We start from the raw sequence: 12,287 nt of genomic DNA on the forward strand, positions 1-12,287 counted from the left end.
GATGCGCGGCACCGTCCCCGAGCGGCCCGTCGGCCGGCTGACCGACGCCTGGCGTACCTGCGTGGGCACCGGCCGGTTCGACCTGGCCCTGCGACGCGACTATCAGGACTCGCTGGCGCTGGTGCAGCGGGACATCGGCTTCCGGCACATCCGCGGGCACGGGCTGCTCAGCGACGGCGTCGGCGTGCACCGCCCCTACGACTACCAGGGCGAACGCCGGGTGCGGCACGCCTTCACCTACGTCGACCAGGTCGTCGACGCCTACCTCGCGATGGGCATCCGGCCCTTCGTGGAGCTGGGGTTCATGCCCTCGGCACTCGCCTCCGGCGACCAGACGGTGTTCTGGTGGCGGGGCAACGTGACACCTCCCCGGTCGTACACCGAATGGGGTGACCTGGTCCGCGCCACGGTGGCCCACCTGGTCGACAGGTACGGCCTCGACGAGGTGCGCGGCTGGCCCGTCGAGGTGTGGAACGAGCCCAACCTGACGGCGTTCTGGTCCGGCGCCGACCAGGACGCCTACCACCGCCTGTACGAGGTGTCGGCGCACGCCGTCAAGGACGTCGACGCGGCGCTGCAGGTCGGCGGCCCGGCCCTCTCCCCCGGCGCCGACGAGTGGCTGAAGCCGTTCGCCGAGTTCGTCACCGACCGTGACGTGCCTGTCGACTTCGTCAGCCGGCACGCCTACACCTCCGGCCCGGCCCGGCACCTGCCATTCGGCACCCGGCAGACCCTCGCCCCGGCCGCGGACCTGCTGGAACAGTTCGCCGCGCCCCGCCGGCACCTGGCCGGCACCGCGCTGGCCGACCTCCCGGTGCACATCACCGAGTTCAACTCCTCCTACCGGCCGGACAACCCGATCCACGACACGGCCTTCCACGCCGCCTACCTCGCCCCGGTGCTGGCCGGCGGCGGGGACCTGGTCGACTCCTTCTCCTACTGGACCTTCAGCGACGTGTTCGAGGAGGAGGGGGTGCCGACCGCGCCGCTGCACGGCGGCTTCGGCCTGCTCACCCACCGGCAGATCAAGAAACCCACCTACCACCTGTACGCGTTCATGGCCCGGCTCGGCGACGAGGTGCTCGCACGCGGACCGGACCACCTCGTCACCCGGCACCCCGACGGCCGGGTCGCGGTGCTGGCCTGGGCCCCTGTCGACGTCACCGGCCGGGAACCGGCACCCGAGCGGCACACCCTGTCGCTGTCGGTTCCGATCGGCCCGCCGGGCACCGTGTCGGCGTTCCTGCTCCGCTCGTCGGTGGGCGAGGACGCCGGCAACGTCTGGGCGGCCTGGCGGGAGATGGGCAGCCCGCACTCGCCACGGCCCCGGCAGCTCGACGCGTTGCGGGAGGCCGCCGAGCCGGCCCGTACCCATCGCGCCCTGCCGGTCGCGGCCGGGCGGGCCGACCTCGACCTCGTCCTCACCCGGCACGAGGTGACCCTCGCCGAACTGACGCCGGTGGTGGACGAGACCCCGCCGTGGTGGGACGACAGCCTGCTCGACCCGCCCGGGGACCGACAGTGACCGGCGCGACCGGCGGGCTGCGGGAGTTCGGCGACGGGCCGTTGTCGCGGGCCGCCGCGACGGTTCACACCCTGCTCGTGGTGGAACTGCTGCTCCTGGTGAGCGTCCTGCCCGGCCTGGCCGTGCTCGTGCTGCTCGACCGCGACAGCAGCAACCTCCCGCTGGTCGCCGCCGCCGCGCTGCCACTCGGTCCGGCCGTCTCGGCCGCGCTGCACACGCTGCGGCACCAGCGCCCCGACCTGACCGATCTCCGTCCCGCCGCCACGTTCCGCCGGGCCTACCGGACCAACCTGCCGGGCGTGCTGCGCGTCTGGGCGCCGACGCTGCTGTGGCTCGCAGTCATCGCTGTCAACCTGGCGAACCTGCCCGCCGCCGCCGTCCCCGGCTGGTGGGCCGTGCCGCTGGTGGTGGTCGGGGCGGGGGTGATCCTGGTCGGGGTCAACGCACTGGTGATCGTCTCCCTGTTCACCTTCCGCACCCGCGACGTGCTCCGGCTCGCCCTCTACTACGTGGCACGCAAGCCCGGCGTCACAGTCGGCAACGTCGCGCTGCTGGCCGCCGCCGCCTGCGTCACCGCGGTGTTCTCCGAGGCGGTACTCGCCCTGCTCGCCGCGCTCCTGGTGCTGGCACTGCTGCGGATCGGCAACCCCATGATCGACGAGATCCGGGCGGAGTTCACCGCATGAGCGTTCCGGTCACCGGCCGGGCGTCCGCCGACGCCGGCGAGTCCGCCTGGCACGCCGCCTGGCTCCCGCCAGCGGCGTTCCGCGAACTCGGCTCCCGCGGCGTGCTGGTGCACGGCGACGGACCCCTGGTCGACACCGTCCTCGACGAGGTGAGCCGGGCCTGCGGCCGGTACGGCGGACGGCTCTGGCACGGTCCACCGTGGCAGGTCGACGCCGACCTGGTGCTGGCCCTGCGCGGGGCCGGCCCGGTGCCGAACGCGGCAGCCGAGACGGCCCGGCTCGGCGCGACACCGGCGGTGAACGGCACCGGCGACGGCTCCCTCGGCGACGAGGGATACCTGCTGACGCGGGTGGACGGCGTGACAGTGGTCCTGGCCGACGCGCCGGCCGGCCTGCTCTACGGGATGTTCCACGTGGTCCGGCTCGGCGCGGCGGCCTTCGACGACGACCTCCCGGCGCGGCGGCACCGACCGGCACTGGACCGGCGGATGCTCGACCACTGGGACAACGTGGCCGTACACCCGGTGTCGGGCCAGGTCGAGCGGGGCTACGCCGGCGGCTCCCTGTTCTGGCGCGACGGCGCCGCCCGGCGCGAGACCGACCGGCTCCGCGACTACGCCCGCCTGCTCGCCGCCTGCGGCGTCAACGCGATCTGCGTGAACAACGTCAACGTGCACGACACCGAGGCACTACTGCTGACCGACCGGCTCGGCGACATCGCGGAGACCGCCGAGGTGCTGCGCCCGTACGGCATCCGGGTGCACCTGTCGGTGACCTTCGCCGCCCCGGTGGTCCTCGGCGGCCTGCCCACCGCCGATCCGCTGGACGAGCGGGTACGGGCCTGGTGGGCCGCCGTCACCCGGCAGGTCTACCGGCGGATCCCCGACTTCGGCGGCTATCTGGTGAAGGCCGACTCCGAGGGCCGGCCCGGCCCGTTCGCGTACGGGCGCGACCACGCCGACGGCGCGAACCTGCTCGCCGAGGCACTCGCCCCGCACGGCGGCGTGGTGCGCTGGCGGGCATTCGTCTACGACCACCACCAGGACTGGCGGGACCGGTCGACCGACCGGGCCCGAGCCGCCCACGACCACTTCGCGCCGCTGGACGGACGGTTCGCCGACAACGTGATCCTCCAGGTGAAGTTCGGCCCGATCGACTTCCAGACACGCGAACCGGTCTCCCCGGTGCTCGCCGCGATGCCTGCGACCCGGCTGGCGGTGGAGGTGCAGGCGACGCAGGAGTACACCGGCCAGCAGCGGCACGTCTGCTACCTCGCACCCTGGTGGAGCGAGGTGCTGCGGTTCCGGCCCCGGGGCGAGCCCGGCGGCACGATCGCCGACATCGCGGCCGGCCGGGCGGGCACCGGCGGCGGCCTGGTCGCCGTGTCCAACGTGGGCGACGACCCGTTCTGGACCGGGCACCCGCTGGCCCAGGCGAACCTGTACGCCTTCGGCCGGCTCGCCTGGGACCCGCTGCTGGATCCCGGCGCGATCCTCGACGAGTGGATCGACCTGACCTGGCTGCCGGTCACCACCGGCGACCCGGAAGCGGTACGGCGGACGATGCACGCGATCATGGACGATTCCTGGCGCACCTACGAGCGCTACACCGCCCCGCTCGGCGTCGGCTTCATGGTGCGGCCCGGCCACCACTACGGCCCGGACGTGGACGGCTACGAGTACACCGCGTGGGGCACCTACCACTTCGCCGACCGCGACGGCGTCGGGGTGGACCGGACCCGGGCGACCGGGACCGGCTTCACCGGCCAGTACCCGCCGCCGTGGTCGGAGGTGTACGAGTCACGCGAGCGCTGCCCCGACGAGCTGCTGCTGTTCTTCCATCACGTCCCGTACCGGCACGTGCTGCACAGCGGCCGTACCGTGATCCAGCACATCTACGACACGCACTTCGCCGGGGTCGAGGAGGTGTCGGCGATGCGGGAACGGTGGCGGCTCCTCGCCGGAGTGGTCGACCGGGCCGTCCACGACCGGGTGGCCGAGCGCCTCGAAGAACAGTTCCGCAGCGCCGTCGAGTGGCGGGACCAGATCAACACCTACTTCTTCCGCAAGTCCGGGGTGCCGGACGCGCACGGTCGCCGCATCAACTGAACCGGCGCGCGCTCACCAGGGGTGCACGGTGCCGTCCGCCAGCCGGTTCACCGGCAGGCAGGCCGGCGCGTACGGGTAGCGGGCCGCGGCCTGCTCGTCGATGTCCACCCCGACCCCCGGAGTCTCGGCCGGATGCAGGTACCCGCCGTCGTAGTGGTAGCCGTGCGGGAACACCTCGTCCGTCTGCTCGGTGTGCCGCATGTAACCTCGTCGACCGTCTCGCCGTTCGCGTGCCCGTAAACTGTCACGCCCTCGCGGGACCGGCCGCCGAGCAGCTGGTAGACCGGCAGCCCGGCGACCTTGCCCTTGATGTCCCACAGCGCGGTGTCCACGGCGGCGACGGCGCTCATCGTGACCGGCCCGCGCCGCCAGTACGACCCCTGGTAGAGGTACTGCCAGGTGTCCTCGATCCGGGCCGGGCCGCGCCCGATCAGCAGCCGACGATTCTCATCCGGTCTCCCCTGCGGTCCGCGCGCCGGTCACCACAGAATTATCCATCGTCGTCAATTTCCTGGGTGTCCCGGCGCCGGCCGGTCAGGCCGGTTCGGGTACGCCCCCGGGCTCCCCGTCGTCGGGCATCGGCTCGACCGGCGCCTCGGGCAGTTCGCCGGGCGTGTCCGGGAGGAGTTCGCCGGGGTCGTCCGGCACGTCCTCACGGGGGTCGATCGGCGGGTACAGCTCGGGATCGAGGTCGGGGTTGGTCATCGGCTCAGTATCCGACGCCTGAGCCGGGACCGCCCGCCGAGCGCGCCGGCCCTCTGCCGCCTCCGTCACGGGCTCCCACCGTCGCCGGTCGACGGCGCGGACGACCGGTCCGCCGGCTTGCGCCACCACAGCCAGACCCCTACCAGCAGGCACGCCGCGCCCCCGATCGCGACCGCCGTCTCGGCCAGTTCGGAGAGATCGTCGAGGAACGGGAAGGTGTGGGTGGCCGCCATCGCCAGCAGCCCGATCAGCAACAGGAGACCGGCCGCGATGCGCTGGAGAATCATGTGCTTCATTGGATCATGACCTCGCCACAGCCCGCGGACACGGTGCCGCTCCCCCAGAAGGACGAGGTCCCCGGGACGTTGGCCAGCGCGGCTGTCCCGTAGGACAGTGGAAAGAACGGCTCGAACGACCTCGGCCGCCGGTGGCGCGGGGCGCTGACCGGAGCGCCGACCCAGCCGTACGCCGGCCCCGTGGTGGCCGGCCGCGGCCGGGAGCCGGTCATCGGCGGAACGGCCCGGTGACGCAGTAGGTGATGCCGCCGGACGACGAGCCGGTCGTGCCGCGCTGCGAGGAGAAGTACAGCCGGTCCCCCGCCGGGGTGAACGCCGGCCCGGTGATCTCCGAACCGCTCTGCCCGGTGATCCGCAGGAAGACGGAGATCTTGTCGTCGGGCGTGATCATGCAGATCTCCATGTTGCCGCCGTCCTCGGCGACGTACAGGTCACCTGCAGTGGACCCGGTGATGTTGTCGACCCCGGTCAGCTGAGCGGTGCCCGGACTGACCAGGTTGTCGTCGTAGGCGAGCTCGTACGTGCCGGCAGCCAGGTTGACCTGCCAGACGCGGTTGTCGCCCTTCGTGGTGAACCAGACGGTGTCGTCCGCGTAGTGACAGCCCTCGCCGCCGTTGAACGTCTTCGCGCCGGACACCTGCTGCCGGGTCGGGGTGGGCGAGCCGTCCGGATCGGGCACCGTGGCCCAGGTGAACGTGCCGGAGGTCGCCGTACCGGCGCGGAAGACCTGGAGGGCTCCGGCGGACAGGTCGCCCCAGGTGGCCGGCACGAACCGGTAGAACTTGCCGTCGGTCTCGTCCTCGGTCAGGTAGACGACCCTGCGGACCGGGTCGGCCGCGGCCGCCTCGTGCTTGAACCGGCCCATCGCGGGACGCGCCACGGCGGTCCCGCCGAGAGGGTACGTCTCGAAGACCCGGCCCAGGGACACCTCCTCGCAGGAGAGCCAGGTGTTCCACGGTGTCTTCCCGCCGGCGCAGTTGTTGTCGGTGCCGGCGAGGATCCGCGACGCCCCGATCACGGCACCGCTGGAGTCGAAGACGAGGCGTGAGGCACCGCCGCCCGCCCCGGCTGACACCTCCGAGTTCGACACGTAGATCCAGCCGGTGCCGTTCGGGAACACGGCGCCACCGTCCGGAGCGTCGTGCCAGGTGTACGACGTTCCCGGCACCGTCCGACGGGATCGCGCGACGATCGAGCTGGTGAAGCCGACCGGCAACTGGATGCCGTTGGCGTCGGCGGGCTGGAGCCCACCGTAGGGCCCCGCCGCGTTCTGCGCCGGGGCTCCGTACGCGGCCGACCATGCCGTGAACGGCAGGGCGACAGCGCCCGCACCGACAACAGTGGCCCGCAACATCGTTCGACGATCCATGGAACCTCCTCGGTAGGTTCCCCAGATCCGACCGTGCGGAGCTTACGCGCGCCGATCTGTTGGATGAACGTCGATGGACGATTCGGTGTGCGACGTCGTGCTCGCGCCGCTACGGGCGCAGATCCGTCCGCGCCGTCCCGGTCGAGGGGTCGTACGGGTAGGAGAGGTGCTGGTGGGTCATCAGCCAGGCCCCGTCGCGTCGCTGGAAGACCCGGGTGCCCCGGGACCAGCTCTCGATCGACGGACCACCGCTCGGGCGTACCGAGACGTGGTTGAGGCCCCACGCGACGGCGAGGTCGCCGTCGACCACGATCGTCAGGTCGGGCACGTCCCAGGCGACTGATCCGTCACCCGACGCCGCCAGGCCCGCCGCGCAGATCTCGCGGACCGCGTTCACGCCGACGTGTCGCAGCGGCTGGTCGTGCTCGTACGAGACCACGTCGTCGGCGACGGCCTCCATCAGGGCACCGAGATCCTTGGCCGCGGTGCCGTCGAACCAGCGCCGGTGGAGCCCGCGTACCTCCGCCTCGGCGACGGCCGCGTCCGGAGCCGCCTCGGCGGCGGGATCGGCGAGCGGGAAGGAGTGGTGTTCGTGGGTGACGACCCACCGGCCCTCCCGCCTCCGCAGGCCGAACGTCACCCGCAGGCGGTTCGCCGGACGTGCGGCGAAGTCGGCCGCCGTGCCGCAGCGCACGAGCGCGTACGCGAAGGCCACGTCCTCGCCTGCGACGACGTCCAGCGACTCGACCTCGAACGACGCGCCCTGTGCCTGCCACCTGAAGAAGGGCGGCCAGATCTCCCGGTAGGCGTCCAGCCCGCGTACGCCCTCGTACGGCGGCGGCACGTCGAACATCACCAGGTCCTCGGCATGGTCGGCCAGGACGCCGGCGAGGTTCCCGTCGTGAACCGCGGCGGCCCAGCGCTCGACCAGGGCGCGGATCTGTTCTTCGTTGCTCGGCATGTCGGCTCTGCCCTTCGTGGCTGGTGAAACCCGTCAGGACTACAACCCCGACCGGACCGCGAACTCATCGCGTCCGCGCGAACTTTCCGGCAGCCGATCCGGCAGGTCGAAGGCGGGCAGGCGCGCGTCGAGGAACGAGACGACCTCGGCCACCCGGCGCCCCCGCAGCACGAGCAGGTCCAGCCCCGCCGGCAGGTAGGCGGCAGCCGAGTCGTCCCACAGGTACGTCCCGAAAGCGAGCTGCCCGTTGGCGCTCGCCGGCCGGAACCGCCACCTTCGCCCCGCGGTCACCTCAGCCAGGAAACCGCGGATCTGCGCATGGCCCTCGTACCAGATGGTCAGCGGCGGCATCGAGTACCGCGCGTCCTCCGTCAGCATCGCCACGATCGTCTCGACGTCGCCGGACTCCCACGCCTCGGCGTACCGCCTGGCCACCTCCCGCTGCCCCGCGTCGCCCAGGTCGGCGAGGATCCGCTGCTGACTGTCCGGCGGCGTCAGCCCGGCGACGATCCGGCGGGCGCGCTGCATCGCGCTGTTGACCGCGGCGACGGTGGAGACCAGCATCGCGGCGGTCTCCTCGGCGGAGTACCCGAGAACGTCGCGCAGCAGCAGAACGGCACGTTGTCGCGGTGGCAGATGCTGCAACGCGGCGACGAACGCGAGTTCCATGGCCTCCCTCGCGATCACGTGGGCCTCCGGGTCCGGCTGAACGGACGGGGCCGCGAGGCGGTCCGGGTACGGTTCGAGCCAGCTCACCTCGGCCCGGGGCACGCCCTGGGCGGTGAAATCGGTGGGCAGTTCACGCCGCCCGCGCGAGTGGAGGAGAGACAGCGCCCGGTTGGTGGCGATCCGGTAGAGCCATGGCCGGATCGAATGCCCCTCGAACCGGTCGACAGCCCGCCACGCCCGGTCCATGGTGTCCTGGACCGCGTCCTCCGCGTCGTGGAAGGAACCGAGCATCCGGTAGCAGTGCGCACGCAGCTCGTCCCGCAGCGGCGCGACCAGACGACTGAAGGCCGCGCCGTCGCCCGCACGCGCCGCAGCCAGCAGCGTTGCCGTCAGGTCCTCGCCCGACGGACCGGCCTCCACCGATGGTTCGCCCCGGCTCACCGCCTCAATCTAGTGCCGGGCACCGTCCTGCGTGCCTGTTCTCTGCCCCCGGCGGAGGCCGGTGGGCCGGTGCCCGATTGAACGACCTTGGTCGATGCCTTGACTCTCCAGATGAGACCGCTAACACTTGTCCGCAACACGCACGTCACAACCAGAGCACATCCGCCCGCCTCACCATTACGCGCCGGAGCTGCCCGGATTGCAACGTCGACGACGCCAAGACCGCGAAGTCCTGGCTTGAGTGCGATTCAGCGATGTTAGCGCTAACGATCAGCCTGATGTCCGAACCCAGAGAGGCCAGATCGGTGACTCACCACTTCTTGACGCGGACCAGGTGGTCGCGGAGCGCCCGGTCGTTTCGCCGGCTGCTGATCGCGCTGGTGGCCGCGACGACGGCAATGGCCGGCGGCGTCGTCATCTCGTCGCCGGCCATCGCCGCCACGAACCAGTTCCGAGGCATGAACTGGGCCGTGCTGGGTGACAACTTCAGCACCGGTCCCCTCGTCGTGCAGGGCCTGAGCTCCTCCGACAGCAACGCGACGGTGCGGGCCAAGGCCAACGCCCTCTATGACGACATGGCCTCCACCATGGGGGTCAACACCGTCCGGCTGCCCATCAACACCCACACGGTAGGGACGGCGTGGTGGGAGGCCTACCGAGGCGCCATCGACGCCGCCACCGCCCGCGGGTTCAAGGTCATCCTCGCCTACTGGGAGGACGGTGCCGCCTCCGGCGGCAGGATCACGAACCTCGCCGCGTGGAACACGATGTGGTCCACTGTGACAAACACGTACGGCTCGAACCCCAACGTCTACTTCGAGCCGATGAACGAGCCGCACGGTTACAGCTCGACGGAGTGGCGCAACGTCGCGGCCGACTGGCTCAGCTACCACTACTCGGCGGTGCCCAGCCGGGTGCTCATCGGGGGCACCGGGTTCAGTCAGGACCTGCGGGACATCTGCAACGACACACGGTTCGCCTCGACGCTGCTGTCGTTCCACCACTACGCCTTCTTCTACGGCGAGATGACCTACGACGCCTTCCGGAGCCACATCCAGACCCGCCTCGGCAACTGCGCGTCGCGGGCGGTCGCCACCGAGTTCGGCGCCCCCATGAACGACGGCCGCAACTACGCCGACGCGAACAGCACCGACAACTTCGTGCGCCACATCCGCGCCATGGCCCAGGTCATGCGCGATAACCGGATGGGCGGCACCTACTGGCCCGCGCTCGGCGGCAAGCCCGGCACCATCGGCTACGACTGGTACTCGATGTACTCGCTCAGCGGTAGCGGCACCGACCTCAACCTGACCGTCCGCAACAACTCCGGCGCCGACCAGATCCGGTACGCGTGGGGCGACACCATCGGGGGTGGCCCCACGACGCCCCCGCCGACTGGCACGTTCTACCGGATCACCGTGCGACACAGCGGCAAGGCCATGGACGTCCAGCAACCGAACACCGACAACGGCGCGCGCGTCGGCCAGTACACGTACAACGGCAATGCGTGGCAGCAGTGGCAGTTCCAGGACGCCGGCAGCGGCTACTGGCGACTCATCTCCCGCAACAGCGGGAAGTGCCTCGACGTGGTGAGCGCGTCCACCGCCGACGGCGCCGAACTGATCCAGTACACCTGTGGCAGCGGCACCAACCAGCAGTTCCAGATGGTCACAGGCGGCAGCTACTTCCAGCTCCGGGCACGGCACAGCGGCAAGTGCGTGGACGTACCGGCCGCATCGACAGCTGACGGTGTGGTCCTCAAGCAGTACACGTGCAACACCGGCGCCAACCAGCAGTGGTCGCGTACGACGGTCTGACCAGCTCACCGACTGCCGATGAGGCCGGTCACCGGCGCAGGTGGCCGATGCCGTGCCGATCGAGCCAGGTGACCGTCCGCGGCACGAACGTCGGCGCTCCCGGGCCGGCGCTGACGTCGGTGGCGATCAGCGGTACCTGGGCGGCTACCGGGAGCAGGGTAGACTGCCAGCAGGCCGGCGTGGCGCAGGCCGAGCGGTCGTCGACGCGCCAGGCGGCGGCCACGCTGCGGCCGTCCGGGTCGGCCGGGCGGTATTCCAGCCACCGCCGCAGGTCGTTGCCGCCGTCGATCCCGGCGGCGAGGACCAGGTTGAACGAGCCGTGGACGCGAAGCAGGCGGATCTGCTCCTGCACGCCGAAGGCCGGCAGGCCGGTGCCCAGGCACGCGGGGCCGCCGTCGCGCCAGCAGGTCCAGACCGCCGCGGGGTCGGTTCCGCCGGCCGCCGGGAAGTCGTACGGCGAGGCGTCGAAGACCACCGCGTTGTCGTCGCCGAACACCTCCGCCGCCGCGTTCCAGAAGGAGCGGGTGACGAGGATGTCGCTCTGGCGCAGCGACACGACGGGTGTGATGCCGGCCCGGACGAGCCGGTCGACGTACCGGGCCGCCTCGTCGAGGTAGCCGACCCGGTTCTGCCTGTCCGTGGGGCTGCCGGTGTAGACGTAGCAGGCGTCGCTCAGCACGACCCGCACCGCGTTGACGCCGCGGGCCCGCAGCGCGCCCACTGACGCGTCGTCGACCGGGCCGTCCCAGCGGATCGGTCCCCATGCGCACTCGCCGGGCGCGGCCGACCGGATGATTCCGCGTGGCCGGTACGGCCTCGGATCCGCGGTGACGGTGAGGATGCGGTTGCCGAACGCCTTCAGCGCGGGTGCGGCGCCGGGTGCCTGCGGCGGGAGTACCCGGATGCCGCGGACCTCGGCGGTGGCCTGGGCGCCGCTGCTGTCGTAGGCGGTGGCGGTGAGCCGGGTGCCGCTGTTCGGCGGCACGCCACGCCAGTCGAACGCGTACGGCGCGGTGGTGTCCACGGCGAGCAGCGTGCCGCGCTCGCGGAACTCGACCCGCTCGATTCGCCGGCCGGGCGCCGCCGCGGCCTCCGCACGGATCGGGATGACGCCCGGCGCGGCGAAGAAGTCGTTGGGCAGGGGCGAGGTGAGCGCCACCGACGGCCCGCCCGGCAGTGGGCTGGGCCGCGGGCTCCCCGAGGCCGGCGGCGGCGACGAGCCGGTCGGGTCGGCGACGTCCGCGTCGCACGACTGGCCGTTCAACACCCAGTCGGTCGGTTCGGGGTCGGCACCCTGGTAGTTGCCGCCGAACCGCACAGTCACCGAGGCGCCGGTCGGCAGCGTGGAGCCTGCCGGCGGACGGAGCGTGGTCATCGGGTACATCTCGCCACTGCCGAGCGTGTATCCGTCCGGCAGCCGATCGAGGCCCATGGTGATCGTTTGACCGCCCGCCTGCCGGAACCGCAGCCACCAGTCGGTGACGGGAGAGCCCAGGTTGGTGACGGTGAGCTCGGCCCAGAAGCCGCTGGACCACTCCCGGGTGATCGTGTAGTCCACCGTGCATGCCGTCGCGGCGTAGGCCGGCCGCAGCACCATCGTCGTGGCCCCGCCGACGACGACCGCGGCGGCTGTAGCCAGCGCGAAGATCCTGCGTCGCATCATGCCCCCCCGCACATCGACACACATCACTTCATGCAGCCTCGGCGCTC

11 protein-coding genes and 1 pseudogene are annotated in these 12,287 nt (G+C 71.8%); 4 read left to right on the forward strand and 8 right to left on the reverse strand.

Annotated features, from left to right (window positions below; all coding sequences use genetic code 11):
* Window position 1: 1 nt before the first annotated feature.
* From OC439_RS21880 to OC439_RS21890, 3 genes are read left to right on the forward strand one after another with little or no spacing between them, the layout of a single operon-like run.
* Entirely contained in the window at window positions 2-1,525 is a 1,524-nt protein-coding gene (locus OC439_RS21880) for a GH39 family glycosyl hydrolase (protein WP_262015063.1), read from the forward strand.
* A complete protein-coding gene (locus OC439_RS21885) occupies window positions 1,522-2,211 on the forward strand; it encodes a hypothetical protein (protein ID WP_262015064.1) in 690 nt (229 codons plus the stop codon). Before OC439_RS21880 ends, OC439_RS21885 begins: the two co-directional genes overlap by 4 nt.
* A complete protein-coding gene (locus tag OC439_RS21890) occupies window positions 2,208-4,319 on the forward strand; it encodes an alpha-glucuronidase (RefSeq protein ID WP_262015065.1) in 2,112 nt (703 codons plus the stop codon). Before OC439_RS21885 ends, OC439_RS21890 begins: the two co-directional genes overlap by 4 nt.
* Window positions 4,320-4,331: 12 nt before the next feature.
* Here the strand turns inward: OC439_RS21890 and OC439_RS21895 are convergent.
* From OC439_RS21895 to OC439_RS21925, 7 genes and pseudogenes are all read right to left on the reverse strand, one after another.
* Window positions 4,332-4,756: pseudogene (locus tag OC439_RS21895) on the reverse strand (hypothetical protein); the annotation flags it as partial.
* Between the two features lie 97 nt (window positions 4,757-4,853).
* Entirely contained in the window at window positions 4,854-5,024 is a 171-nt protein-coding gene (locus OC439_RS21900) for a hypothetical protein (protein WP_184686617.1), read from the reverse strand.
* 65 nt (window positions 5,025-5,089) lie between these two features.
* Window positions 5,090-5,320, reverse strand: a complete 231-nt coding sequence (locus tag OC439_RS21905; RefSeq protein ID WP_262015066.1) for a hypothetical protein — start codon at window positions 5,318-5,320, stop codon at window positions 5,090-5,092.
* Window positions 5,321-5,528: 208 nt separating this feature from the next.
* Window positions 5,529-6,689 carry a PhoX family protein gene (locus tag OC439_RS21910; RefSeq protein ID WP_262015067.1) on the reverse strand — a complete coding sequence of 387 codons (1,161 nt, stop codon included), beginning with the start codon at window positions 6,687-6,689 and terminating at the stop codon, window positions 5,529-5,531.
* Between the two features lie 109 nt (window positions 6,690-6,798).
* A complete protein-coding gene (locus OC439_RS21915) occupies window positions 6,799-7,650 on the reverse strand; it encodes a nuclear transport factor 2 family protein (protein WP_262015068.1) in 852 nt (283 codons plus the stop codon).
* A gap of 39 nt (window positions 7,651-7,689) precedes the next feature.
* On the reverse strand, window positions 7,690-8,712 hold the full coding sequence (locus tag OC439_RS21920) for a sigma-70 family RNA polymerase sigma factor (RefSeq protein WP_410054945.1): 1,023 nt from the start codon (window positions 8,710-8,712) through the stop codon (window positions 7,690-7,692).
* 358 nt (window positions 8,713-9,070) lie between these two features.
* Window positions 9,071-9,220 carry a hypothetical protein gene (locus tag OC439_RS21925; protein ID WP_262015069.1) on the reverse strand — a complete coding sequence of 50 codons (150 nt, stop codon included), beginning with the start codon at window positions 9,218-9,220 and terminating at the stop codon, window positions 9,071-9,073.
* On the opposite strand from OC439_RS21925, the gene OC439_RS21930 reads away from it, so the two are divergent.
* Complete coding sequence (locus OC439_RS21930) at window positions 9,219-10,577, forward strand: RICIN domain-containing protein (protein WP_262015070.1); 1,359 nt, start codon at window positions 9,219-9,221, stop codon at window positions 10,575-10,577. The genes OC439_RS21925 and OC439_RS21930 overlap by 2 nt on opposite strands.
* A 28-nt stretch (window positions 10,578-10,605) precedes the next feature.
* Here OC439_RS21930 and OC439_RS21935 read toward each other — a convergent pair whose 3' ends face one another.
* Window positions 10,606-12,240, reverse strand: a complete 1,635-nt coding sequence (locus OC439_RS21935) for a cellulose binding domain-containing protein (protein WP_262015071.1) — start codon at window positions 12,238-12,240, stop codon at window positions 10,606-10,608.
* Window positions 12,241-12,287 lie beyond the last annotated feature (47 nt).

The sequence above is a fragment of the Micromonospora sp. Mcm103 genome, from assembly GCF_024519755.1.
GTDB lineage: Bacteria > Actinomycetota > Actinomycetes > Mycobacteriales > Micromonosporaceae > Micromonospora > Micromonospora aurantiaca.